Genomic DNA, 24,808 nt, shown 5'->3' with positions numbered 1-24,808 from the left:
TGCTTCGCATGAGGACCGGCGCGCTGGACACGATCCAGCGCCAGACCGGCTTGCGCGGCGCCACGAAGGCGACGTAGGTCAATTGCGTGCGCTCGCCCGCATCTTCTCCGGCGGCGCGGCACGCCGCACGAAATCGGCGTCATCGTCGCCTCCTCCCGACGGGATCAGGATCGCGCGCTCGCGCGGCAGCGCTTCCGGCATCTCGTCGCGGATGAAGGCGATGAGCTTCTCTCTCATCTCGCAGCGCAGGTCCCAGGACTGCGGCGCGTTCCTGGCGCTGACGAGGGCGCGAAGCTCGATGGTGCGAGCATCCGCGTCGATTACCTGGAGATTGACCACCTCGCCGTCCCAGAGCTTGGACTCCTTCACTGCTTCTTCCAGCCAACGCCGGATCCGCGGCACGTCGGCACGATAATCGACATGGAACGCAATCACGCCGATCAGGGACGCGGTGTCGCGGGTCCAGTTCTGGAATGGCTTTTCGATGAAATAGGACAGCGGCACCACCATGCGGCGCCAGTCCCACAGCCGGATCACCACATAGGTCGCGGCGATGTCCTCCACCCACCCCCATTCGTTCTCGATGATGACGGCATCCTCGATGCGGATCGGCTGGGTGATCGCGATCTGCATGCCCGCGATCAGATTGCTCAGCAGCGGCCGGGCAGCAAGACCAACGACGATACCCGCGGCACCGGCGGAGGCGAACAGGCTGACGCCATATTGCCTGACCGAGTCGAACGTCATCAGCGCGGTCGACACCGTGATGATGACGATGATGATATCGGTGACGCGCTTGAAGACGCGGACCTGGGTGACGTGCTTGCGCGCGACAAAATTCTCGGTGACGTCGCGAAAGTTCAGGAGATACCGTGCCGCACTCATATCCACGATCCGGATCGAGATCCAGCCGATCAGCGCGATGAAGGCGACGACGAACAGGCGCGTCAGCGGCGTGCGGAAAGCGTCGTCCAGCGGCGCGAGCGGCAGCACCAATGCTACGGCGGCAAGGCTGAGGGCCAGCTGAGCAGGGCCAGCCGTGCGCGCGATGAACACGCTCATGAGCGGGAGGCGGGTTCCGAAGGCGCGGTTGAACAGCCAAACCGAGAGATGATACATCGACAGGGCAATCAGGATCGCGCCAGCGACCAGGCAGAGGCCGACGAACCACGACGGTATCCACCCGAACATCCTGTCGATGTCGGCCAAAAGGGTCTGTCGATTCATTAAAGTCCCCGCATTTGCTTCGCGCTTGCCGTTCAACGCATTGCAGCGTGGTTCGCTCCCCTGATCGGTGCAATGCAGCATCCCCTCTGGTGCAATCATCGCCGAACTGCGCTATTTATGGTCGATCATGACTCGACGGACCGGCAGCGCCGACCTTCCCCTTCACACCGGCCGGGTTCCACCCTGGCTGGCGACCCGCATGTCTTCGCTCGGCGCGATCGTCACGCAGGCGATCGTGCATCACTACGGACGCGATGCATTCCTGCAGCGGCTCTCGCACCCGTTCTGGTTCCAGTCGTTCGGCGCCGTGATGGGGATGGACTGGCACTCCTCCGGCATCACGACCTCGGTGATAGGCGCGTTGAAGCGGGGGTTAGGCCCGCTCCAGGATGAGCTCGGAATCTACGTCTGCGGCGGGCGTGGCCAGCATTCGCGCAAGACCCCGGACGAGTTGATGCAGCTCGGCGACCGCGTCGGCTTCGACGGCGCAAAGCTCACGCGTGCGAGTCGCCTCGTTGCGAAGGTTGACAGCGCCGCGGTCCAGGACGGCTTTGACCTTTACCTCCACGGCTTCTTTGTCACCGCCGACGCCAAATGGACCGTGGTGCAGCAGGGCATGAACGGCGACAAGCGGCAGGCCCGCCGCTATCACTGGCATTCCGAGGCGCTTAAGAGTTTTGTCGATACGCCGCACAGCGCGATCGACGGGCCGCTGCAAGGCGAGATCGTCAATCTCACCGACCATCGCGCCGATATCTCCCGCACCGCGCAGCTTGAGCTTCTGAGCGATCTCGGCCCGGATCGCATCGTCTGCGAATTCGAGCGACTCACCGGGACTGCGTCCGCGCCAGCGCAGGCGATGCTGCCGCACCTGATCATGCCGGCACATCACGACGTGCGGCCCAAGGACGTGTTTGCGCGCCGCCTGCACGGCACACTCGCGGCGGCGGCCGAACTCGGCCCGGTCGACTTTCCGGAGTTGCTGCTGACGCCCGGCGTCGGCGCGCGTACCGTGCGTTCGCTGGCGATGGTCGCCGAAGTCGTGCACGGCGCGCCCTACCGCTTCAACGATCCCGCCCGCTTCTCGCTCGCCCACGGCGGCAAGGACCGGCATCCCTACCCCGTTCCGATCAAGGTCTATGACGAAACCATTCGCGTGCTGAAGGGGGCGATTCAGAACGCAAAGCTCGGGCGCGAGGAAGAGATGCAGGCCCTCAAGCGTCTCGACGACCAGGCGCGGCGGCTGGAGCGCACTGCGCGTGGGCCGTCTGTCGATGCGTTCATCGCCGGGGAGCGTGCGGCCTCGCCTGATCTCGACGGCCGCTCAGTGTTTGGCTGGGAACGCGACCTGGCATCGACAAAAAAGCGGACCGGCTGAACACCGGTCCGCGAGTTGGTCGGGAGGAACGCCTCTCTCAGGTCTCGTCGGTGCCCGGCTCCTCGTCGAGCCGGTTGGCCGAGTGGTCCTGATACTGGTCGGTCTGGATCGCCTTGCCGTCCATGCCGCGAATGTCCGAGTGCTGCGCCTTGTCGCGGTTGGACAGGACCATGTTGTCGCCGATCTTGTCCTTGGGCACGTCCGTCATGGCGCCGGTGCCGTCGCCCTTGCCGTGCATGCCCGATCTGAAATGCGTCTTGCTGCCATGACCACCTGGCATCTTTTTCTCCTCTTGCTTTGATCGCCCGTGAAGCTCAGTGCTTCTGCTGTGCCGGCGTCGGTTTCGGGGGCTTGTGACCGCTTTGGCCGGGATCGTTGTGCTTGTTGTGGTCGCTTTCCTGGTTGAGGCCGCCCCGGCTCACCGGAAATTCACTCTGCCGCGCCTCAGGTCGCGCGCGGTGGACGGCCGTGTCCTCCGGATTGTGGCCGATCGCTTGGTCAAGCTCTCGCGCGTCTGGAACATCCGGCTTGCGCTCGAGGATGCGAACCTGTTGCTCGTGGGTCTTCTTGCCTTGCATGCTCGTCCTCCGGAGCTATCGGTCTCGTCGGCGCGCGCCGCTGCGCGCGACGTCCTTGTCGATGCCGCCAGCGGCGTTTACGTCGTTCTCGACATCGCCTTCGATCGTGTTCTCGCCCAGGGCGTCCTCGAGGTCGTCAGGCGAGATACCAGCCATCGTTGCGCCCTTCGATCCGCCAATCATGGGATTTTCGTGCAGATCCTTTTCGGTCGGTGCGTAGAGTTTGGGTTTCTTATTGGTCATGCCTCACCTGCCTCCGCCTTTTCCGGCCTCGTCATGCCTGTGGTGTGAATCGTGCTCGCCACCCCCGCCAGAGACGCGGCTGTGGTTGCGCTGCGGGTCGTCCGCCGGTGGCTTCTTCACTTCGAGCGGTGCCTTCGCATTCTCATGCGATGCGCCAGGTCCGCCCTGACGGATGCTGTTGGGTGTCTTGGTGGATGTCGACATGTCACCTCCTCAGCGATCTTGCTGATAGCCTTGGTTGGTGGTGTTCTGCTTGATGTTGCCCTGCTGCCCTTGCTGGTCCGGATTTTGCGCACGCTGCTGGCCGTGCGGGGCAGTCGAGGACACTTGCTTGCTGTCGCCGGTTCCCTTCGGATTTTGGTTCTCGGCGGGAACAGGTGGCATCTTGCCGGTCATGATGCTGTCTCCTGTTGTTGGTCTGCGACATCGACCGAGGAACTCATCGCGGCCTCCGATGTCCGAAAAACAACGAGAGAAACGACATGCCGTTCCTACCGACGAGTGCAGAGAAAATTATCCGCAAGGTGTAAGTCTCAGCAGGCCGCTGGCTGGGAACGAACCATCATCGATCCAGCTGCTCCGTGGCCGTCGGGCACGACGGGGAGATTCGCGATCGCACGCATGCCCGGTCGCTTGCGCCAGTGGATCTGAGACACGTCCACAGCAAAGCCAAGTTTCGGCCATCGCACAAACAGCGCTTCCAAGGCACACGCTGCCTCGATCCGGGCAAGTTGATGGCCGAGGCAGAAATGGATTCCCGTTCCGAAGGACATGTGACGGTTCGGCTTGCGCGCGAGATCGAGGCTGTCGGGACGCTCATGCATAGCCGGGTCCATGTTCGCGGCGGCGAGCATCACCATGACGCGATCGCCCTTCTTGAGACGCACGCCCGCGAGCTCGATATCCCGCCTCACATAGCGCGGCTTGGAGAACTGTACCGGCGACACGAAGCGCAGGAATTCCTCCACCGCAAGCCCGATGCGGCTCCAGTCCTGTGCCAGCCAGTCGCGGACGCCGGGATTTCTGAGGAGCTCGTAGACGGAACCGCTGATGAGATGCGTGGTGGTCTCGGAGCCCGCCGCGAGCAGCAGGAACACCATCGACACCATTTCGTCCGGCGTGATCTGGCCGCCCTCGCGCTCGACCTGGACCAGCTCCGCGATCAAGCCGTCGCCGCCCCGCACGCGCGCAATCTGCAACTGCCGTTCGAGGTAGGCTCGCATCTTTCGGAACGCGAACAGCAGGCGGAAGAAGCTGGCGACATTCGTGAGCGAGGACATTGTATTGGCCCACGCCATAAAGCGAGGGCGATCGGCCAACGGCAACCCAAGCAACTCGGAGATCACCGCGAGCGGCAGGATGCGGGCATAGCGCTGGACGAGATCGGCCGGGCTTCCTGCCGAGAATAGCTCGTCGGCGAGACCGTCAGCGATGGCGCGGATACGCGGCTCCATCGCGACGATCGCGCGGCGGCGGAAGGCCTCGTCCACGATGCTGCGCAGCCTTGTGTGGTCCGGCTCGTCCATCGTCAGCATGTTGTTAGCGATGGTTCTGACGTAGTTCGGCATCCACCAGCGCAGACCTGCGACGTCGCCATCCTCCTCGCGCAGCGTGAAATTGCTGCCGTCCTTCAGGACTTGCGCCGTGGCCTCGTGGGTCGTGGTGATCCAGACATCGCCGACGAGAGGAAATCGCGTCGCGACCACAGGACCGGACATGCGCAACGTTGCGATCGCCTTGGGCGGATCGCGAAAGAAGGCCTCGCTGGTGAAATCGAGGCGTGGTGCCATGTGTTCACCGCAGCGGTTGACGAGGTCTTACCGAGATGGTGCACGCCGCCACCCGCGGAAGGGGTGCGGAACCTCCGCCTCGTCATCGGTTCAGGTGTGAGAGTCGAGTCTACCCCCTCCCGGGCGAACGCGGGCCGATCTTGCGCTGCTGCTGATTGGTGTAGGCGTCCCAATTGCTCCAGCTGCCGTTGCTGAGGCTTCGCAGGTCGGTGGTGAGCGGACGGCGCGTGCGCTTGTCGTGATCGGCGATCACGCGCTCGGATTGCACGATCTTGCGCTTGAGTTCCCCGACCGCCTTCTGGGTCTGGCCGTTCCGCTTCGAAGACGCGATCTCGCCCATCGTGAAGCGCGCGGTCTCGAGCGCCTTCAACTCGGCGCGGTTCTTCTTCAACTGAACCCGGTGCCAGGCGATGTTGCTGTCGCTGTCCGCAACCATGTGGGAACTCCGCTGATTCGTTCCCACAGTGTATCGCGTGCCGAATCGGGGCCGCAACGGGCGCGCGGCGGCGAAAATACGGTCTTATTGCGCGGGAGTTCCGGGCCTAGCGCTCGGCGAAGGCCTTTTCGACCACGAATTGGGCCGGCTCGCCGTGATTACCCTCGACAAGCCCCCGCTCGCCGAGGAGCACGCGGGTGTCCGCCACCAGAGCCGGGCTGCCGCAGATCATGACGCGATCGTGGGCGGCTTCCAGTACCGGCAGGCCGATGTCGGAAAACAGCTTGCCCGAGGTGATGAGGTCGGTGATGCGGCCGCGATTGCGGAAGGGATCACGCGTCACGGTCGGATAGTAGATCAACTGGTTGCGGATGTACTCGCCGATCAGCTCGTCCTTTGGCAGAGTTTCGGTGATCATCTCGCCATAGGCGAGCTCCTTGACGTGCCGGCAACCGTGCAGCAGCACGACCTTCTCGAACCGCTCATAGGTTTCGGGGTCCTTGATTACGCTCAGGAACGGCGCAAGGCCCGTACCTGTGCCGATGAGGTAGAGGTTGCGGCCGTCCTCCAGATTGTCGATCACCAGCGTGCCGGTGGCTTTGCGGCTGACGATGATCTCGTCGCCTTCCTTCAGATGCTGGAGCCGCGAGGTGAGTGGGCCGTCCGGCACCTTGATCGAGAAGAACTCCAGCGTGTCCTCGTAATTGGCGCTGGCGACGCTGTAGGCCCGCAACAGCGGCTTCTCGCCGACCTTGAGCCCGATCATGGTGAATTCGCCGTTGCGGAAGCGGAAGGTCGGGCTGCGGGTGGTCTTGAAGGAGAACAGCGTGTCGGTCCAGTGGTGGACGCTCAAAACGGCTTCCTGATTGAAATTGCTCATCTCACCCTTCCGTGGCGCGTCGTGGCGGTTTTCAAGGCGGCAGCTATGCGTCGTTTGTACACGATCATTTGTATACTAATGAATAATCCGGCTTGATCCCGCGGTCAAGGCTGCCCAAGATCGGAAGCGTTGCAGTTAAGGACAAGGACCCATTCCATGGCGCATGACGCACCCCAGGCCACCGGACCCTCGAAGCTCGTGATCCGCAATATCGGCCTGATCCTGTCCGGCGCGCTGGAAAAGCCGATCCTAGACGGCGACACCATCGTCGCCGAGAACGGCAAGATCACCGCGATCGGCCGCTTCAAGGACCTCGACACCGAAGGTGCGACCACCATCGTCGAGGCCAACGGCACCACGGTGGCGCCCGGCCTGATCGACAGCCATGTCCACCCTGTTGCGGGCGACTGGACGCCGCGCCAGAACCAGATCGGCTGGATCGACAGCAATTTGCATGGCGGCGTCACCACGATGATTTCCGCAGGCGAGGTGCATATGCCCGGCCGCCCGCGCGATGTCGTCGGGTTGAAGGCGATGGCCATCTTCGCACAGCGCGCATTCTGGAATCTGCGGCCTGGCGGCGTGAAGGTTCACGCCGGCGCGCCTGTGATCGAATGCGAGATGGTCGAGGAGGACTTCAAGGAGCTGGCCGCAGCCGGTGTCAAGCTGCTCGGCGAAGTGGGCCTGGGCGGCGTCAAGGATGGCCCGACCGCGCGAAAAATGGTCGGCTGGGCCCGCAAATACGGCATCCAGAGCACGATCCACACCGGCGGGCCCTCGATCCCCGGCTCCGGCCTGATCGACAAGGACGTGGTGCTGGAGGCCGACACCGACGTGGTTGGCCACATCAATGGTGGCCACACCGCGCTTCCCGACGACCAGATCCGCTGCATCTGCGAGGGCTGCAAGCGAGGCCTCGAGCTGGTGCACAACGGCAATGAGCGCTCGGCGCTGTTCACGTTGCGCATCGCGCGCGAGATGGGCGATCTGCACCGCGTCATCCTCGGCACCGACGCGCCGGCCGGCTCCGGCGTGCAGCCGCTCGGCATTCTCCGCATGGTGTCGATGCTGTCCTCGCTTGGCGACCTGCCGGCAGAGGTCGCGTTTTGCCTGGCCACCGGCAACACGGCGCGGATGCGCGAATTGGATTGCGGCCTGATCGAAGTCGGCCGTTCCGCCGACTTCGTCATCATGGACAAGGCGCAGCATTCGGCCGGCAAGAACATTTTGGACAGCGTCCAACTCGGTGACCTCCCCGGCATCGGCATGACCATCATCGACGGTATCGTACGCACCCAGCGCAGCCGCAACACCCCGCCGGCCGGCAGGGTGCCGGAGGTGGTGGCGAAGTGACGCAGCCGGAGCGGCTCGCGCTCCGCGCGGACCCTCGGGAAAAGCTGATCACCCAATCAGTGGCGCTTAGCGATCTCACAACGCACATAGGTCTGGCGCTTGCCTTGCCCGACCGGGCTGTTGTCCATCACCAGCTTGCCATCCGCGGCAATGGAAACCCGGGGACTGGAGCGATACTTCTCGCCCTCGCCTTCGCAGGCGAGCTTCATTTTCCAGCTGAGCTTTCCGTCGGCGGTGATCTCGCTGGCGCGGCAACGGGTCTCATACCAATAGAGACGGTTGCCGCCCTCGATGCTCATGCGGTTGGCGCTGTCCTGGTCGCGGCAATCCTTTTTGGTTGACGCCCAGAACCCCTCATAGGCTTGCGCCGCGAGGGCGGGAGCACACTGGCCCGCCAGCACCGCACTCAGACTCAGAGCCATCGCAAAACGGGTCGCCGCTCTCATACCGAAAGACCTCGATAAGACCTTCATCGAGGTTAGTCGCGCCTCACCGCAGCTTGTTCAACAGCGCCATCAGCATCTCGCGCTCCTTTGCCTCGAGCGGCGCCAGCGTCTCCCGGGTGATCGCGAGCGCATTCGGCGCGACCTTTTCCGCCAGCTGCTGGCCCGCGCGCGTCAGGCTGACCAGAAGCCGTCGTCCGTCCTCGGGATCCTGGCTGGTCTCGGTGAGGCCGCGCGCCGTCAAACGATCGATCACGCCCTTGATGGTCGCCACATCCATCGCCGTCAGGCGCCCGAGCTGGTTCTGCGAGCATGGCCCGGCCTCAGCGAGCTTCGACAGCGCCGCCCATTGCGTCGGCGTAATGTTGGTGCCGATCTCGCGAGAGAAGATCGCGCTGTGGCGCTGCCAGACCTGGCGAAGGATGAACCCAACCTGCTCGTCGAGCACGTAAGGCGGCTTTGCCGGTTTGACGCTTTTCTTCGCCGCGACGCTTCTCGCCATCCGCTCGATACCCTTGCCCTTTGCCTTCACAACGACAGATGCGCGTCGCGGATATCCGGACGCGCGTCGAGCTCGGCCATGGTGCCGCCGAAACAGATGCGGCCGCGCTCGATGATATAGGCGCGATCGGAGATCAGCCGCGCAAAATGCAGATTCTGCTCGGAGACGACGATGCTGACGCCCTCCTTCTTCATGGTCAGGATGGCATCGACCATCTGCTCCACGATCTTCGGCGACAGGCCTTCCGAGGGCTCGTCCAGCAGCACCAGCGACGGATTGCCCATAAGCGTGCGGGCGATGGTGAGCATCTGCTGCTCGCCGCCGCTCATGCGGCCGCCCGGGCGATTTTTCATCTCGCCGAGGTTAGGGAACAGCGAAAACAGCTTGTCGCGGGTCCAGTGCGGCGCGTTCGGGCGCTTCGGCTGGCGGCCGACCTCGAGATTTTCTTCCACCGTCAGGTCGGTGAAGATACGCCGCTCCTCCGGCACGTAACCAAGCCCATCCCGCACGATCTCATGTGTCGGACGCGCCGAGACATCCTTGCCTTCGAACATGATCCGTCCCGAGCGCTGCGCGACGAGCCCGACGATCGAGCGGAACGTCGTCGACTTGCCGGCGCCGTTGCGGCCGAGCAACGCCACGACTTCCCCCTCGCCGACCTCGAAGCCGATGTCGAACAGGATATGCGCCGGGCCGTAATGACTATTGAGATCTTGCACCGTGAGCTTCATACCGATGCTCCCTCGCGATGCCCGGCCTCGTAAAGGAGGCCCTCGCCGAGGTAGACCGCCTGCACCTGCGGATTGCCGCGCACCTCCGCCGGCGAGCCCTCGGCAATCAACGTGCCGCGGTTGAGCACGATGATGCGATCGGCGTGCTCGAACACCACGTCCATGTCGTGCTCGGTGAAGAGAACGCCAATCGATTTTTCCCGGGCGATCTGCGCGGTCAGCCGCATCAAATCGACGCGCTCGCGCGGCGCCATGCCGGCGGTCGGCTCGTCCATCAGCAGCAGCTTTGGCTGGTTGGCGAGCGCGACGGCGAGCTCGAGCCGCTTGAGATCGCCATAGGCAAGCTCGCCACAGGGGCGATCCGCGTAACCGCCCATACCGACCAGCTCGAGCAGTCGCCCGGCTTCGCCGCGGTCGAAGTTCGGCGCCGAGCCCCAAAGATTGTACAATTGCTTGCCGTGCGAGATCAGCGCGACCTGCACATTCTCGCGCACGGTCATGGTCGCGAAGGTCGCGGTGATCTGGAAGGTGCGGCCCACGCCCATCCGCCAGATCTCGCGCGGCTTCCTGCCGGTTGTGTCTTCGCCGAGCAGGCGGACGTGGCCGCTATCAGGCTTGTTCTGGCCGTTGAGCATGTCGAAACAGGTGCTCTTGCCCGCGCCGTTCGGTCCGATCAACGCCAGGATCTCGCCTGATCGCAGCGAGAACGAGACGCCGCGCACGGCGTGAACGCCGCCATAGGATTTGGTCAGGCTTTCGACCGCGAGAAGTGGGGGGGCGACGCTCATTCGGCGGACTCGATCGGCTTTGCAAGCAAGGGGGAGCCCGGCGGCGATGCCTTCCTGCGGCGCTGCGCCAGCATCTCCAGCATGCCGACGATGCCCTTGGGGAAGACGACGACGATCAGAACGATGAAGCCGCCGAGCACGAGCTTTGACAGGTCGGTCTGGCTGACCAGCCAGATGTTCAAGGCCTTGTAGACGATGGCGCCGATCACCGCGCCCGACACCGTCTCGACGCCGCCGAGCAGCACCATCACAAGCGCATCGACCGAGAGCGAGATGCCGAGATTGTCCGGGAAGACGCTGCCCTTGAGGTAGGCGAACAGCGCGCCGCCGATGCCCGCGGTCGTGCCCGCGATCACGAAGGCGGTCCACTGGATGCGCTTGGCGTTGATGCCGACCGCTTCGCTGCGCAGCAGCGAGTCGCGCGTCGCCCTCAGCGCATAACCGAACGGCGAGAACACCATGGCCCGCAACGCGATCGTCACGAGCGCCGCAACGCCGAGCGACAACCAATAGAAATGCGATGGGCTCGCCGCCCAGCTCGCGGGCCAGACGCCCAGGATGCCGTTGTCGCCGCCGGTGACGCTCACCCACTGGAACGCGATCGACCAGACGATCTGCGCGAAGGCGAGCGTCAGCATTGCAAAATAGACGCCGGAGAGCTGCACCGCGAAGAAGCCGAACACGGCAGCGCCCATGCAGCCGAGCAGTGGCCCGAGCAACAGGCAGACGATCATCGGCAGTCCCGCCATCTTGGCGAGGAAAGCCACGCCGTAAGCGCCGAGGCCGAAATAGGCGGCGTGACCAAAGGAGGCGAGCCCGCCGACCGACATCAGGAAGTGCAGGCTGACGGCGAAGATTACGGAGATCGCGATCTCCGACCCGACGGTCAGTGCATAGTTGCCGGCGAACAGCGGCAGCGTCGCTGCGATGACGAGCGCTGCAAGCGCGGCCAGCCGCTCGTTCGACGTCAGCGGTCGCCAGGGATTGACCGTGAGACCCGGCGTCTTGCGCGCGGGGGCCTCGGGCCTGCCGAACAGGCCCCAAGGCCGCACGATCAGCACTGCCGCCATCACCAGGAAGACCAGGATGATGGAGATTTTTGGAAAGATCAGGATGCCGAAGGCGTTGAGCTCGGAGACCAGCACCGCCGCGACGAAAGCGCCGATGATGCTGCCGAGGCCTCCGATCACGACGACAACGAAGACCTCGACGATGATACGTAAATCCATCGCATGATGCACGGCATCGCGCGGAATTTGGAGCGCACCGCCGAGAGCGGCGAGGAAAACACCGACCGCAAACACGCTCGTGAACAGCCATTTCTGGTTGACGCCGAGCGCTGCGACCATGTCGCGGTCCTGGGTCGCTGCGCGCACCAGAACGCCCCAACGCGTGCGTTGGAACAAAAGCCAGAGAATGCCGAGCACGACCGGGCTGAGCACGATCAGGAACAAATCATAGCTCGGAATGTTTTGGCCGAAAAAGTCGATCGCCCCCTTGAAGCCGGGTGCACGGCGCCCGACGAGATCGTCTGGGCCCCAGATCAGGACGACCAGGTCCTCGACCATCAAGGTCAGGCCGAAGGTCGCAAGCAGCTGGAACAGCTCGGGCGCGTGATAGATGCGCCGGAGCAGCACCATCTCGACAATGACGCCGATCGCTGCCACGGCAAGCGCTGCGATGACGATCCCGCCCCAGAAGCCGAACGTCCCCGATAGGCGCTCGGTGAGCGTGAAGGCGATATAGGCACCGATCATGTAGAAGGCGCCGTGCGCGAAATTCACGATCCGCGTCACGCCAAAGATGATCGACAGGCCCGACGCCACCAGGAACAGCGACGCTGCACTGGCGAGACCGGTCAGAAACTGTACGACGTAAAAGGCCATCAGCGGTCCGGGTTGGTGTTGCATCACCTCTCCCCGCTTGCGGGGAGAGAGAGCTTCGTAGGGTGGGTTAGCGCAGCGCAACCCACCTGTTCTGGTTCTGCGGGTAAAGACCGTGGTGGGTTACGCCTGCGGCTAACCCACCCTACGGCAGCGGAGATCAATCCTTCGGACGCAGCTTCTCGACTTCGGCATCACTTGGCAGATAGTCCGCGCCCTTCTTGTAAGACGAGTCCACCATCACGCCCTTGCCGTCCTTCAGCGCGGTCTTGCCGACATAGGCACCGAGCGTCGACTGGTGATCGATCTTGCGGAAGGTGATCTCGCCGAGCGGCGACGGCATCGACAGTCCTTCCGCCGCGCTGATCAGCTTCTCCGGATCGGTCGAATTGGCCTTCGCCAGGATCGCCGCCGCCGACTTGATGGTCTGATAGCCGACGATCGAGCCGAGGCGCGGATAGTCGTTGTACTTGGCCTGATAGGCCTTCAGGAACGCGTCGTGCTCGGGCGTCTTGATCGAGTACCAGGGATAGCCCGTGACGATCCAGCCCTCGGGCGTTTCCTCCTTGAGCGGGTCGAGATATTCGGGCTCGCCGGTGAGGAACGAGACGACCTCGCGTCCCTTGAACAGACCGCGGGTGTTGCCTTCACGCACGAGCTTGACGAGATCCGCGCCGAAGGTGACGTTGAGGATCGCTTCGGGATTGGCCGCGGCAACCGCCTGCACCACCGGACCGGCGTCGATCTTGCCCTGCGGCGGCCACTGCTCGTCGACCCACTGGATGTCCGGCCGCTTCTCCGACATCAGCTTCTTGAACACTGCGACTGCGGACTGGCCGTATTCATAGTTCGGCGCGATCGTCGCCCAGCGCTTTGCCGGCAGCTTGCTGGCTGCTTCCACCAGCATCGCCGCCTGCATGTAATTGGAGGGGCGCAGGCGGAAGGTGTACTTGTTACCCTTGGACCAGGTGATGGCGTCCGTCAGCGGCTCGGCCGCCAGGAAGAACACCTTCTTCTGGTTGGCGAAGTCGCTGACCGCAAGACCGATGTTCGACAGGAACGTACCCGTCAGCATCGCCACGCCCTCGCTCGACACCAGCTCGTTGGCCGCGGTCTGTGCATCCGCCGGCTTGCCGCCATCGTCCTTGGAGACCACGACAAGCTTCTTGCCGTTGATGCCGCCGGCCGCGTTGATCTCTTCGACCGCGAGCTGCCAGCCCTTGCGATAGGGCTCGGTAAACGCCGGCAGCAACGAATAACTGTTGATCTCGCCGATCTTGATGTCCTGCGCCAGAGCCGAATGAGCCATGCCGCTCGCCAACAGCGCAAATGCCGCGCCGGCGAAATAGTTCTTTGCTCGCATCCCAACCTCCACTTTTCTGAAAAGATTAACGCAGTCCGTCTTCGCCCTTGATCTCCGCAGCCGTCAGCCCGCCGACGCGCGGCAAAGGACGGCCGCTGTCGGTGACGGCGACCGCGACCATGATCTCGTTGGCGCGCGGCGCGTCGTTGATCTGCACTTCCATGCCGTCGAAATGACTGCGCACGAAGGCTGCATCCTTGTGGCCCAGCGGAATATCCAGCGTCGTGCCGGGTCCACTGCGCTTCTTCGACGACGGGATCAACGCAGCGCCCTTGCTCAGCACTTTACGCACCGGCGCGCCCATTTTCGGGTGAAGGATGGCAGCTGCATGCTCCAGCTCGCCGTTCTCGCCGACGGCCGCGGCCTTGCCATAGCTCTGAGCCTTGGATCCTTCGATGCCGAGCGCCGCCACCGCGCGCTTCGAGAGCAGCTCGCCGAGCTCCTCGCCAATCGCGATCAGGGGCGAGAGATCCTCGACATACTTTCCGGCAAACGGATTCTCGATCACGGCGATTGCCGCCGCACGCCGCGTCGGCGGCGAGACCTGGCGGCCCATCTCCATATGCGTCTCTTCGACGACGGTGACGATCTTGCGGATGATCGCGCTCATGATTGTTTCCTCAAGCCGCTTCCCTGTTCAGGCATGAACCGCGTTCTCTTGTACAAGCGGACGCGATCGTTGCCGTTCAATATCCTTGGTCCCGATGACAAGCATATCACCACAAAGCTGCAACACGGCACCCTCGATCAATCCGCGATTGAACAATTGCCGTGCACATTCCGCGCCAGATTCGAGCGCGGTGGTGATCTCGTTCTGCGACAATCCACCAACGTTGCGGGTCACGAGCCGCGCGCCCAGATCGCTGTCGGGCTGAAGTTCGTTCGCTGGCTTTCGGATGATGGCGGGATGCCCCGGCAGATCGACGGCATTCGCAATGATCGTCGCGGCGGCATCGGCTTGCGAGGCCGTTCCGGCCAACACGGTCACCGCATCGGCAATCCCGAGCGAAAAGCTGCGGCCGTGCCTTCCGCTGGTAGCGATGCCGCGCACAGGGTCATCCGAATCGATTCTCATCGTACGCATCATGCCGTCGCGGTCAGGGCGATCCATCAGGCCGACGGAGAGGTGCTCGTCCTCGCCGAGGTGAAGCGCAATGTCGCCGCCATTGTTGACATAGGCCCGATCGAGCGCCGCAGCGTCCAGCATTGCGCCCAACACCTCCTCCGCCACGCTGCCGGCCACAGCGGCCATCGGCGTGATGAAGCCATCACCGGCATAGGGCGCCACCGCGGCGTGCATGCGACGCGCCACAACGCCTCTCAACGAGGTCCGCTCCTCGACAGCGGTCCGCAGTTCTGGCAGTTCCGCGCAGAGCTCGTCGAGAAGTCCGGTGAACCGTTCGGCCGCAGCCTCATAGGCCGCGCGCACTGCGTCGGCAGCCCCCCTCGCCTCGACGACCAAATCAATCGGTCCATCCTGCAAATGCAGCCGCCGGCCATCAGGCAGCAACGCGATTTGCGGGAGCCTTGTCATGCCCGAGGTCCCGGGATCGGGTTTTGCCAGGGCAATTGGCGGACATCGTCGCCGCCCTGCACCTCGGACAGCGGTTTCACATAATCCATGTGCCCGCCGAGCGCCGCATAGTCCGACAGCTTCATCGTGAATTCGATCGGCGCGACCAGCGCGGGCGTCGGCACGTAGCCGAACGCGCCCGCCGGCATCTGCGTCACGTCGACCATGTAGGTAATGCCGCCGCCCGGCCAAACGTAAACAGGTGCGCCGCCACTGGTGACGCGCGTCAGCGCGTCCTTGACCGAGCGCGTCAGCCGCACCGGATTGTCGGTCACGCCCGCCCGCAAGGAACCGCCCGCGCCCGCCATGAACAGCACCGTACACAGCGCCGGCTCGCAATTCTCCTGAATGCGCTCGACCGAAAACTTGAGGTCATCCGGCATCTCCGTCTCGACCGGCTTCAAGGCTTCGTCGAGCACGTAATAGGACGAATGTTCGCCGGTCGTGGAGACCATCAGCATGGAGAGGCCGGCCCTGGCTTCCTTGGCGTCGAACGGTCCCAGGATTGCGAGCGGATCGGAGATATTGGTGCCGCCCCAACCCGTGCCGGGATCGGCGACCTGGAAATAGCGGCCGGGCGTCGAGCGGCGCCCCTTCATCTTGATGCCGGTGTCGGCGATGTCGAGCAGCTTGCCGGCCTGGTGTTCCGAGAGCACGCCGGTGATATGGTCGTCGACCACGACGACCTCGTCGACCTTGCCGTGCCATTGCTTGGCGAACATGCCGATCGTCGCCGAGCCGCAGCCGACGCGCATGCGCTCTTCTTTCATGCCGTTGACGATCGGCGTCTGGCCGGCCTGCACCACCACGCTCGCGCCGCCGTCGATGGTGAGTTCGACCGCCTTGCAGTTTGCGAGGTCCATCAGCGTGTCGCAGGTGACGCGGCCTTCCTTCTTGGAGCCGCCGGTCAGATGATGCACGCCGCCGAGCGACAGCATCTGCGAACCGTATTCGCTGGTGGTGACGTGACCGACCGCCTCGCCTTGTGCGCGGACGGTCGCGGTCTCCGGCCCGAGATAGCGGTCGGTGTCGATCTTCACCTTGATGCCGCAATAGGAGAAGATGCCCTCGGTGACGACAGTCACCATGTCGACGCCGTCGACCTCCGCCGAGACGATGAACGGCGCCGGCTTGTAGTCGGGATAGGTCGTCCCCGCGCCGATCGCCGTTACAAAGGTGGAAGGCTCGTGGACGATCTTGCCGTCCCAATCTTCGGTCCGGCTGAACGGAACGAGCTTGCCGCCATGCGACACGGTGCGCTCCAGGATCACATGCGGATCGACGCGGACGAGCTTGCCCTCGTGATTGGCATAGCGGTCGCAGGCGCCCGCCGCGCCCGGCTTGATGTAGCACATCACCGGACACGCATCGCAGCGGATCTTGTCGATGGCGGCGCTCGTAGGTTCAGTCACCATGTCAAAGCCAGCCGACAGTGCAGTTATCATTTGTACACGAACGATGTTGCGCGCCCTCCCGATGGCTGTCAAGCGGCGGTGCGGCGCAAAACATACGCCTGCCGCATAAAACCTCATTTGCCTATCCGCTCTGTCCACAAAGAAGGCATTCGCGCTGCACTGCGGCATGCACGGCTTGCACGTTTGTGTACAAACGGTATTGTCGCAACGTAGATTTTGAGCGGACTTGGAATTTTCGCGAAGCTTTGGCCGCGGCGCTCAACGAGTCGACTTGGGAACGAGATGACGCAGACACCGATCCGCATCACCGTGAACGGCAGGATCCACGAGATCACTGCGGCGCGCGATACGCCGCTGCTCTACGTGCTGCGCAACGATCTCGCGCTCAACGGTCCGAAATACGGTTGCGGCCTCGGTGAATGCGGCACCTGCACTGTCCTGATCGATGGCGCGGCGGCGCGCTCCTGCGTCATTCCGATCAGCGGCTGCGGCGGCCGCGACATCGTGACGCTCGAGGGGCTCGGCACCCGCGACAAACCGGATGTGGTGCAGCAGGCTTTCATCGACGAGCAGGCCGCGCAATGCGGCTACTGCCTCAACGGCATGATCATGACCACCAAGGCGCTGCTTGCGATCAACCCGCGGCCCACCGAACAGGAGGCGCTGGCGGCGCTGCGCTACAATCTCTGTCGCTGCGGCACGCATATCGAAATCCTTCGCGCCGTAATGCGTGCGTCTGGCCAGCTCGCCGAGGCCGGTGATTGATGGCGTCCCCGCATCCGAACGGAGCTGAGCTGCAATCCGGCTCGCTCGTCGTCGTCCGCACTGTGGACGAGTGCACATCCGAGACCTTCGTCCGCATCACCGCGAGCGGCTCGGTCACAGCCTACAACGGACATGTCGATCTCGGCACCGGCATCCGCACGGCGCTGGGCCAGATCGTGGCCGAGGAGTTGGATGTGTCCTTTGCCCGCGTCGTCGTCGTGCTCGGCAACACTGCAATGGTGCCGAACCAGGGCGCGACGATCGCGAGCGAGACCATCCAGATCACCGCCGTTCCCCTGCGCAAAGCCGCCGCGCAGGCGCGTCACTTCCTGATCGCACGTGCGGCCGAGCGCCTGGAACTGCCGGTAGCCGATCTCAGGATCGAAGACGGCCTCGTGCGCGGCCACGACAATCGCAGCGTCAGCTATGGCGAGTTGATCGGCGGAGAGACCATTCGTCTCGAGCTTGCCGACGGCGTCGCCGTCAAGCCGGTCGGCGATTACGCCATTGTCGGCCAATCGATGCCCCGCGTCGACCTGCCGGCCAAGGCCACGGGTGAGCTGACCTTCGTGCACGACATCCGTATGCCCGGCATGCTGCACGGCCGCGTGGTGCGACCGCCCTATGCTGGCGTCGACGCCGGCCCGTTTGTCGGCACCAGCCTGATTTCGGTCGATGAATCCTCGGTGCGCGGCATTCCCGGCATCATAGCCGTCGTGCGCATCGGCGATTTCGTCGGAATCGTCGCGGAGCGCGAGGAGAACGCGATCCGCGCGGCGGAGCAGCTTGCGGTGAGCTGGCGACCGACGCCTGAACTGACCGATCTCGCCGACGTCGAGAACGCGCTGCGCGCCAATCCATCGACGCCGCGCACGCTGATCGACAAGGGCGACGTCGATGCTGCCATTGCCCGCGCGGCCAAGCCGATGCAGCGCACTTACGTCTGGCCGTATCAGATGCATGCCTCGATCGGCCCGTCCTGCGCGGTCGCCGACTTCCAGGACGGCAACATCCGCGTCTGGTCGGGCACGCAAAATCCGCACCTGCTGCGCGCAGACCTGTCGCTGCTGATTGAACGTCCCGAGAGCGACATCGAGATCATCAGGTTGGAGGCGGCCGGCTGCTACGGCCGCAACTGCGCCGACGATGTCACGGCGGACGCGCTGTTGCTCTCGCGCGCGGTCGGCCGGCCCGTGCGCGTGCAGCTGACGCGCGAGCAGGAGCACGCCTGGGAGCCCAAGGGTGCCGCGCAGCTCATCGACGTCAATGGCGGCCTGAACGCGGAGGGCGGCGTCGCTGCTTACGATCTTGCCACGCGGTATCCGTCGAATGCCGCGCCGACATTGGCGCTGTTGCTGACGGGGCGGATATGGCCGAAGGCGGACGTCCTCCAGATGGGCGACCGGACCGCGATCCCGCCTTACGATTACGACCACATGCGCGTCGTCGCACACGACATGGCGCCGATCGTGCGCGCGTCCTGGTTTCGCGGCGTCTCGGCCCTGCCGAACACATTTGCGCATGAATCCTATATCGACGAGGCCGCGACCGAGGCCGGCGTTGACCCGATCGAATATCGCTTGCGTTACCTTAGGGATCAGCGCGCCGTCGATCTCGTCCATGCGGTCGCCGAGCGCGCGGGGTGGACGCCGCGACCGGTGCGCGAAGAGAAAGACGGCGAGATCGTGCATGGGCGCGGCTTTGCCTATGCACTCTACGTCCACAGCAAATTTCCCGGTTATGGCGCGGCGTGGTCGGCCTGGGTCACCGACGTTGCCGTGAACAAGTCGACCGGCGACGTCAGCGTGACGCGCGTGGTCGCCGGGCAGGACTCCGGATTGATGATCAACCCGGACGGCGTGCGCCACCAGATCCATGGCAACGTCATCCAGTCCACCAGCCGCGCGCTGATGGAGGAGGTCTCGTTCGAGCGCGGCGCAGTCGCGGCGCGGGAATGGGGCGCCTATCCGATCATCCCGTTCCCTGACGTGCCCAAGATCGACGTGTTGTTGCTGCCGCGACCGGACCAGCCGCCGCTCGGCGTCGGCGAATCCGCCTCGGTCCCGAGCGCGGCTGCGATTGCGAACGCGATTTTCGACGCCACCGGCGTGCGCTTTCGCGAGCCGCCGTTCACGCCCGAGCGCGTCCTGAAAGGATTGCACGGCGGCGCGCCGGCCACGCCGCAGGCGCTGCCCGCTCCCGCTACCCCACAGCCATCCCGCATCTGGGAAAATCCCTTCGCCAAACGCGCCGGCATCTTCGCGACGATCGCGGCCGTCTGCACCGCGGCAATCGGCATCGGTGCGGCGCTTTTGCCTGGCCGCGCCATCGCGCCGATCGCCCGACCCGATGCATCTGTCTATTCCGCCGCGACGATCGCGCGCGGGCAGCAGCTGGCCGCACTCGGCAATTGCGCGGAGTGCCACACCATGATCGGCGGTGCGCTCAACGCCGGTGGCCGCGCCCTGGAGACGCCGTTCGGCACGATCTACGCGACCAACATCACGCCCGACGTCGAGACCGGCATCGGCGCCTGGTCCTATCCCGCCTTCGAGCGCGCGATGCGCGACGGGCTGCATCGCGACGGACGGCAACTCTATCCCGCCTTCCCCTACACGCACTTTTCGAAGACTGGCGATGCCGACATGCAGGCGCTTTATGCTTACCTGATGGCGCAGCCGCCGGTGCGCGCACCGGCAGCGGCGAATGCGCTCGCCTTCCCGTTCAATCTCCGCCCGCTACTTGCCGGATGGAATGCGCTGTTCCACCAGACGCGCGAGTTCAAGCCCGATCCTGCCAAATCCGACGTCTGGAATCGCGGCGCTTATCTGGTCGAAGGTCTCGGCCATTGCAGCGCCTGCCATTCGCCGCGCAACGCGCTCGGCGCCGAGCAGCGTGGCGCCTATCTCGCCGGCGGTTTTGCCGAGGGCTGGGAGGCGCCGCCGCTGACCTCACTCTCCCACGCGCCGATCCCATGGAGCGAGGACGAGCTGTTCGCCTATTTGCGCACCGGCCACTCGCGATATCATGGCGTCGCCGCCGGACCGATGGCGCCAATCGTCAGGGACCTCAAAGCCCTGCCCGACCAGGACATCCGCGCCATGGCGGTCTATCTGAACTCATTCAACGACACCACAACCGAAGCACCGGACGCGCTTGCGGCACGTCTCGAAAGCGCGACGCAAGTTAAAACTGCGTCCTCCACCGGCGCACGGCTCTATCAGGGCGCCTGCGCCGTCTGCCACGAGGTCGGCGGCCTGCCGCTGTTCGGCAGCCGGCCTTCGCTGGCACTCAACAGCAATCTGCACAGCGTCACATCAGACAATCTCGTTCAAATCATCCTGCACGGCATCGCCGAGCCGGCGTCGAGCGATCTCGGCTACATGCCGGCCTTCAAGAACAGCATGAGCGATGCGCAGGTCGAGGAACTCGTCACCTTCCTGCGCAAGCAGTTCGCCCCGGACAGGCCGGCATGGACCGGCGTGCGCGAGACAGTCACGCGCCTCCGGACCTCAGCACATTAAGCGTGCTTCTTCACGTCCACCGGCGGCGTGCCGTGCGTATGGAACGACTCGATCGTCTTCAGGCCCCACGCCTGCCCCTTCTTGCGCTCCTCTTCGGTCCACACGATCGGCTTCCAGTCGGGCGCGAGGATGAGGCGCGCGCCCGCATTGGCGACTTCGACGCGGTTGCCGCCGGGCTCGTAGACGTAGAGGAAGAAGGTCTGCTGGATCGCGTGCTTGTGCGGGCCGGTCTCGATGTGGATGCCGTTCTCCAGGAAGATGTCGGCGGCGCGCAAGATCTCTTCGCGGCTGTCGAGCGCGTAGGTGACGTGGTGGAAGCGGCCGGGCGTGCCGGAATGGTCGAGCGAATAGGCGAAATCGTAGCTCTTGTTGGACACCGTCAGCCACATCGCCGCTTCGCGGCCGTCGTTGAGCACGATCTGCTCGGTGAGCCGGCAGCCGAGATAGTTCTCGAAGAACTCGCGGTTCGCCTTGATGTCGACGGCGAGGCAATTGAGATGGTCGATGCGGCGGACATTGACGCCGCGCGCGGGAAAGCGCTGCGCCTGGTTCTTCAGTGCGGGTTTCAGCTCGGGCGGCGCCTGATACCATTCGGTCTCGTAATAGAGCTCGACGATGTGTCCATCGGGATCGCGACAGCGGAAGGTCGGCCCCTGCCCCATATCGCCGTCGATCCAGCCGATGTCGAAGCCGGACCCCTTCAGCGCCGCGACGCGGCGCTCCAGCGCCTGCTGGCTGCGCGCGCGCAACGCCATGTGCTCCATGCCCGATGTCTTCGACGCCGTCAGTTTGAGCGAATAGCGCTCGTAATCGTCCCAGCCGCGCAAATAGACCGACTCGCCCTTTTGTCCGCTGACGGTCATGCCCATAACGTCGACGAAGAATTTCAGGCTCTCGTCCGGCTTCGGTGTCAACAGCTCCATGTGGCCGAGATGAGCGAGATCGAGGATCGGTTCGGGTTGCATGGTGTCCTCCAAGACGTGGCTTGCGATCCGCTGGACCGGATCCCGCGATCTGGCGCAGGCGGCAATCCGCTCACGCGCCGGTGGGCGGCACTAGGCCGACGGTTCATTTGTACCAATGTACAAATGATTAGGTCCCGTCAACAAATCAAGCAAGACCGCCGAGGGTGGATGACGAACCGTCTAGGATGACCAACCCGTCCCGGAACCGCGGACCGACTGCCCGAATGGTAAAGTCTCTCTTAAGCGCACTCAGGCCCGTCGGCCGGGAAAAAGCAGCATTTTCCGGGCGCTTCTGCCAGGGAATATGCATTGGGAACAAACTTCGCACCCGAATTGTCGCGGATTTAACGAAGCGCCGGCGCCTGCCGTTTAACCGTTTGTCCAGCGACGGCCGTGCATAGTCCGGGCAACCCGTTGCTCTTGCCAGGTTCATTCATTGTGACATCCTTTGGACGCGTGATTTCGGTTCGCGGATCGCTCGCCCGGGTCGGGCTGCTGCCTGAAAGCCGGATGCCGGTCTCGGAAGTGCGGGCAACCGTCGGCCGCTTCGTCAGTATCCGCTGCGCCAGCTCGGTCATCGTCGCCATGATCACCGAGGTGTCCTGCGAGAACCTCTCGAGCAACGACGATTTGATCGCCATCGCCTCGGTCGACCTGCTCGGGGAAATTCTCAACGCCACCGGCAAGGCCAAATTCCAGCGCGGCGTCACCAACTATCCGACCATCGGCGATTCCGTCGACCTGATCACGAGCCAGGAGCTGCGCACGATCTACGCGCCCACCGGCTCCGACCAGATCAATGTCGGCTTCCTTCAGCAGGACAGCTCCGTCGTCGCCTATGTCGACATCGAGGAAATGCTCTCCAAACACTTTGCGGTGCTGGGATCGACCGGCGTCGGCAAATCGACCGGTGTGTCGCTGCTGCTCAACGAGATCCTCAAGGCACGCCCGAACCTGCGCATCTTCCTGCTCGATGTGCACAACGAATATGGCCGCTGCTTCGGCGACCGAGCGCTGGTGCTCAACCCGCGCAATTTGAAACTGCCATTCTGGCTGTTCAATTTCGAGGAAATCGTCGACGTGCTGTTCGGCGGCCGCGCCGGCGTGCCGGAGGAGCTCGACGTCCTCGCCGAGGTCATTCCCCTCGCCAAGGGCGTCTACACCCAGTACCAGAACGCCGACCGCATTGGCCTCAAGCGCATCGATCCCAAGCAGATCGGCTACACCGTCGATACGCCGGTGCCCTATCGTCTGGTCGATCTGATGTCGCTGATCGACGAGCGCATGGGCAAGCTCGAGAACCGCTCCTCGCGCATCATCTATCACAAGCTGATCTCCCGCATCGAGGCGGTCCGCAACGACCCGCGCTACGCCTTCATGTTCGACAACGCCAATGTCGGCGGTGACACCATGGCCGAGGTGATCAGCCATCTGTTCCGCCTGCCGGCCAACGGCAAGCCGATGACGGTGATGCAGCTCGCCGGCTTCCCGGCCGAAGTCATCGATTCCGTCGTCTCGGTGCTCTGCCGCATGGCCTTCGACTTCGGCCTGTGGAGCGACGGCGTTTCGCCGATGCTGTTCGTCTGCGAAGAGGCTCACCGCTACGCCTCCGCCGATCGCAATGTGGGCTTCGGGCCGACCCGCAAGGCGGTGTCGCGCATCGCCAAGGAAGGCCGCAAATACGGCGTCTATCTTGGCCTCATCACCCAGCGTCCGGCGGAGCTCGACGCGACCATCATCTCCCAGTGCAACACGCTGTTCACGATGCGTCTTGCCAACGAGCGTGACCAGGCGCTGCTGCGCGCCGCGGTGTCGGATGCGGCCGCGAATCTGCTCTCGTTCGTGCCCTCGCTCGGCACCCGCGAAGTGCTGGCATTTGGCGAAGGTGTCGCGCTGCCGACGCGGCTGCGCTTCAAGGAGGTGCCGCCGCATCAATTGCCGCGCGGCGAAGCCACCATCAGCAGCGTGCCGTCCGTCACCTCCGGTCACGACATGCATTTCGTCGGCGCCGTGCTCGAGCGCTGGCGCGGCGCCACCTCGCAGCGCGACGTGCCGAACGATCCGGTATTCTCGGCGCCGCCCGCGAAGACGCTCTCCAACGTCGAAGCCCCGATGCTGCAACCGTCGATGGGGCTGGATCCGGACCGCTTCTCGCTGCTGAAGAAGCCGCTGCGGTAAAGCAACGCTCGTTTTCCAGCTCCGGCATTGCGAGCCTGGCGTCACGTTGAGCATGGCGCCGGCATCGACTATGGTTGCCGGCCCCAAGCCGGAATCCATGCCCATGACAAAGCCTGCGCAACGCTTCGCCGCTCCCGCCCTCGATGCGCTCCCTGACGACATCCGCACACGTCTTCTCGCCGTCCAGGAGAAGAGCGGCTTCGTGCCGAACGTGTTCTTGACGCTGGCCTACCGCCCGGACGAGTTCCGCGCCTTCTTCGCCTACCACGACGCACTGATGGAGAAGGACGGCGGCCTCACCAAGGCCGAGCGCGAGATGATCGTGGTCGCGACCTCGGCAGCCAATCAGTGTCAGTATTGCGTGATTGCGCATGGCGCGATCCTGCGCATCCGCGCCAAGAACCCGCTGATCGCCGACCAGATCGCCACGAACTACCGCAAGGCCGACATCACGCCGCGGCAAAAGGCGATGCTCGACTTCGCGATGAAGGTCTCGGCCGATGCGCAGCGGATTTCCGAGGACGATTTCATCGCGCTTGCGCCGCATGGCTTCAGCGACGACGACATCTGGGACATCGCCGCAATCTCCGCCTTCTTCGCACTGTCAAACCGGCTGGCGAATTTCACCGGTATGCGGCCGAATGACGAATTCTATCTGATGGGACGGCTGCCAAAGAAATGACCGACTGCCGCGAACGCGGAAGGAACGCATAGCCGACAAACGCAGTGGATGAGTTCCCGTTTGACGGGAACTCTGCGTTTTCGCAATCGAACACGTTTTATTAAGAATCTC

At 64.1% G+C, this 24,808-nt stretch carries 25 protein-coding genes; 6 read left to right on the top strand and 19 right to left on the bottom strand.

The features are described from left to right. Positions 1-78: 78 nt before the first annotated feature. The gene (locus IVB48_RS37680; protein ID WP_247408157.1) at positions 79-1,227 is read right to left on the bottom strand and encodes a mechanosensitive ion channel domain-containing protein; all 1,149 of its coding nucleotides are present in this window, start codon (positions 1,225-1,227) and stop codon (positions 79-81) included. Positions 1,228-1,354: 127 nt separating this feature from the next. Here IVB48_RS37680 and IVB48_RS37675 point away from each other — a divergent pair, with 127 nt between their 5' ends. Continuing rightward, entirely contained in the window at positions 1,355-2,605 is a 1,251-nt protein-coding gene (locus tag IVB48_RS37675) for a DUF763 domain-containing protein (protein ID WP_247408155.1), read from the top strand. Positions 2,606-2,642: 37 nt separating this feature from the next. On the opposite strand, the gene IVB48_RS37670 is transcribed toward IVB48_RS37675, so the two are convergent. From IVB48_RS37670 to IVB48_RS37635, 8 genes are all read right to left on the bottom strand, one after another. Beyond that, the gene (locus tag IVB48_RS37670; RefSeq protein WP_027569471.1) at positions 2,643-2,885 is read right to left on the bottom strand and encodes a hypothetical protein; all 243 of its coding nucleotides are present in this window, start codon (positions 2,883-2,885) and stop codon (positions 2,643-2,645) included. A gap of 34 nt (positions 2,886-2,919) precedes the next feature. Beyond that, positions 2,920-3,183 (bottom strand): hypothetical protein, encoded by a 264-nt coding sequence (locus tag IVB48_RS37665; RefSeq protein ID WP_247286637.1) that lies wholly within the window; start codon positions 3,181-3,183, stop codon positions 2,920-2,922. A gap of 15 nt (positions 3,184-3,198) precedes the next feature. Further along, positions 3,199-3,426, bottom strand: coding sequence for a hypothetical protein (locus IVB48_RS37660; protein ID WP_247408153.1), 228 nt, complete (start codon positions 3,424-3,426; stop codon positions 3,199-3,201). A gap of 3 nt (positions 3,427-3,429) precedes the next feature. Then, positions 3,430-3,630 carry a hypothetical protein gene (locus tag IVB48_RS37655; RefSeq protein WP_007592432.1) on the bottom strand — a complete coding sequence of 67 codons (201 nt, stop codon included), beginning with the start codon at positions 3,628-3,630 and terminating at the stop codon, positions 3,430-3,432. A gap of 9 nt (positions 3,631-3,639) precedes the next feature. Continuing rightward, complete coding sequence (locus IVB48_RS37650) at positions 3,640-3,822, bottom strand: hypothetical protein (RefSeq protein ID WP_247408152.1); 183 nt, start codon at positions 3,820-3,822, stop codon at positions 3,640-3,642. Positions 3,823-3,959: 137 nt separating this feature from the next. Further along, positions 3,960-5,216, bottom strand: a complete 1,257-nt coding sequence (locus IVB48_RS37645) for a cytochrome P450 (RefSeq protein ID WP_247408150.1) — start codon at positions 5,214-5,216, stop codon at positions 3,960-3,962. 109 nt (positions 5,217-5,325) lie between these two features. Beyond that, positions 5,326-5,652, bottom strand: coding sequence for a hypothetical protein (locus IVB48_RS37640; RefSeq protein WP_027517320.1), 327 nt, complete (start codon positions 5,650-5,652; stop codon positions 5,326-5,328). A gap of 106 nt (positions 5,653-5,758) precedes the next feature. After that, positions 5,759-6,532 (bottom strand): ferredoxin--NADP reductase, encoded by a 774-nt coding sequence (locus IVB48_RS37635; protein WP_247286639.1) that lies wholly within the window; start codon positions 6,530-6,532, stop codon positions 5,759-5,761. A gap of 156 nt (positions 6,533-6,688) precedes the next feature. On the opposite strand from IVB48_RS37635, the gene IVB48_RS37630 reads away from it, so the two are divergent. Next, positions 6,689-7,885 carry an amidohydrolase family protein gene (locus tag IVB48_RS37630; RefSeq protein WP_027569467.1) on the top strand — a complete coding sequence of 399 codons (1,197 nt, stop codon included), beginning with the start codon at positions 6,689-6,691 and terminating at the stop codon, positions 7,883-7,885. A 56-nt stretch (positions 7,886-7,941) separates the two neighbouring features. On the opposite strand, the gene IVB48_RS37625 is transcribed toward IVB48_RS37630, so the two are convergent. From IVB48_RS37625 to IVB48_RS37585, 9 genes are all read right to left on the bottom strand, one after another. After that, a complete protein-coding gene (locus IVB48_RS37625; protein WP_247408148.1) occupies positions 7,942-8,331 on the bottom strand; it encodes a hypothetical protein in 390 nt (129 codons plus the stop codon). Positions 8,332-8,374: 43 nt separating this feature from the next. Continuing rightward, positions 8,375-8,830 carry a MarR family transcriptional regulator gene (locus tag IVB48_RS37620; RefSeq protein ID WP_007592445.1) on the bottom strand — a complete coding sequence of 152 codons (456 nt, stop codon included), beginning with the start codon at positions 8,828-8,830 and terminating at the stop codon, positions 8,375-8,377. Between the two features lie 26 nt (positions 8,831-8,856). Next, positions 8,857-9,561 carry an ABC transporter ATP-binding protein gene (locus IVB48_RS37615; RefSeq protein ID WP_027569464.1) on the bottom strand — a complete coding sequence of 235 codons (705 nt, stop codon included), beginning with the start codon at positions 9,559-9,561 and terminating at the stop codon, positions 8,857-8,859. Beyond that, on the bottom strand, positions 9,558-10,349 hold the full coding sequence (locus IVB48_RS37610) for an ABC transporter ATP-binding protein (RefSeq protein WP_027569463.1): 792 nt from the start codon (positions 10,347-10,349) through the stop codon (positions 9,558-9,560). Before IVB48_RS37610 ends, IVB48_RS37615 begins: the two co-directional genes overlap by 4 nt. Further along, positions 10,346-12,235 (bottom strand): ABC transporter permease, encoded by a 1,890-nt coding sequence (locus tag IVB48_RS37605; RefSeq protein WP_247408817.1) that lies wholly within the window; start codon positions 12,233-12,235, stop codon positions 10,346-10,348. The genes IVB48_RS37610 and IVB48_RS37605 overlap by 4 nt, the downstream gene beginning before the upstream one ends. A 157-nt stretch (positions 12,236-12,392) precedes the next feature. Beyond that, positions 12,393-13,595 carry an ABC transporter substrate-binding protein gene (locus IVB48_RS37600; RefSeq protein WP_247360417.1) on the bottom strand — a complete coding sequence of 401 codons (1,203 nt, stop codon included), beginning with the start codon at positions 13,593-13,595 and terminating at the stop codon, positions 12,393-12,395. Positions 13,596-13,620: 25 nt separating this feature from the next. Beyond that, entirely contained in the window at positions 13,621-14,205 is a 585-nt protein-coding gene (locus IVB48_RS37595; RefSeq protein ID WP_247286650.1) for an amino acid synthesis family protein, read from the bottom strand. 27 nt (positions 14,206-14,232) lie between these two features. Further along, on the bottom strand, positions 14,233-15,129 hold the full coding sequence (locus IVB48_RS37590; protein ID WP_247408147.1) for a UPF0280 family protein: 897 nt from the start codon (positions 15,127-15,129) through the stop codon (positions 14,233-14,235). Further along, complete coding sequence (locus IVB48_RS37585; RefSeq protein WP_247408145.1) at positions 15,126-16,583, bottom strand: 6-hydroxynicotinate reductase; 1,458 nt, start codon at positions 16,581-16,583, stop codon at positions 15,126-15,128. Before IVB48_RS37585 ends, IVB48_RS37590 begins: the two co-directional genes overlap by 4 nt. A 282-nt stretch (positions 16,584-16,865) precedes the next feature. Here IVB48_RS37585 and IVB48_RS37580 point away from each other — a divergent pair, with 282 nt between their 5' ends. Then, on the top strand, positions 16,866-17,348 hold the full coding sequence (locus tag IVB48_RS37580) for a (2Fe-2S)-binding protein (RefSeq protein ID WP_027569457.1): 483 nt from the start codon (positions 16,866-16,868) through the stop codon (positions 17,346-17,348). Beyond that, positions 17,348-20,872, top strand: a complete 3,525-nt coding sequence (locus tag IVB48_RS37575; protein ID WP_247408143.1) for a molybdopterin cofactor-binding domain-containing protein — start codon at positions 17,348-17,350, stop codon at positions 20,870-20,872. The genes IVB48_RS37580 and IVB48_RS37575 overlap by 1 nt, the downstream gene beginning before the upstream one ends. On the opposite strand, the gene IVB48_RS37570 is transcribed toward IVB48_RS37575, so the two are convergent. Continuing rightward, the gene (locus IVB48_RS37570; protein WP_247408141.1) at positions 20,869-21,837 is read right to left on the bottom strand and encodes a catechol 2,3-dioxygenase; all 969 of its coding nucleotides are present in this window, start codon (positions 21,835-21,837) and stop codon (positions 20,869-20,871) included. The two genes, IVB48_RS37575 and IVB48_RS37570, sit on opposite strands and share 4 nt — an antisense overlap. A gap of 438 nt (positions 21,838-22,275) precedes the next feature. Between IVB48_RS37570 and IVB48_RS37565 the strand changes: the two genes are divergently transcribed. Together IVB48_RS37565 and IVB48_RS37560 are read left to right on the top strand one after the other, a co-directional pair. Next, a complete protein-coding gene (locus IVB48_RS37565) occupies positions 22,276-24,015 on the top strand; it encodes an ATP-binding protein (protein WP_247286654.1) in 1,740 nt (579 codons plus the stop codon). Positions 24,016-24,118: 103 nt separating this feature from the next. Then, positions 24,119-24,697: a peroxidase-related enzyme gene (locus IVB48_RS37560; protein ID WP_247408131.1), complete on the top strand. Its 579-nt coding sequence runs from the start codon at positions 24,119-24,121 to the stop codon at positions 24,695-24,697. Positions 24,698-24,808: the final 111 nt, after the last annotated feature.

The sequence above is a fragment of the Bradyrhizobium sp. 76 genome, from assembly GCF_023073025.1.
Classification (GTDB): Bacteria; Pseudomonadota; Alphaproteobacteria; order Rhizobiales; family Xanthobacteraceae; genus Bradyrhizobium.
The sequence above is the reverse complement of the archived record's forward strand: the minus strand, read 5'-3'. Positions and strand labels throughout refer to the sequence as shown.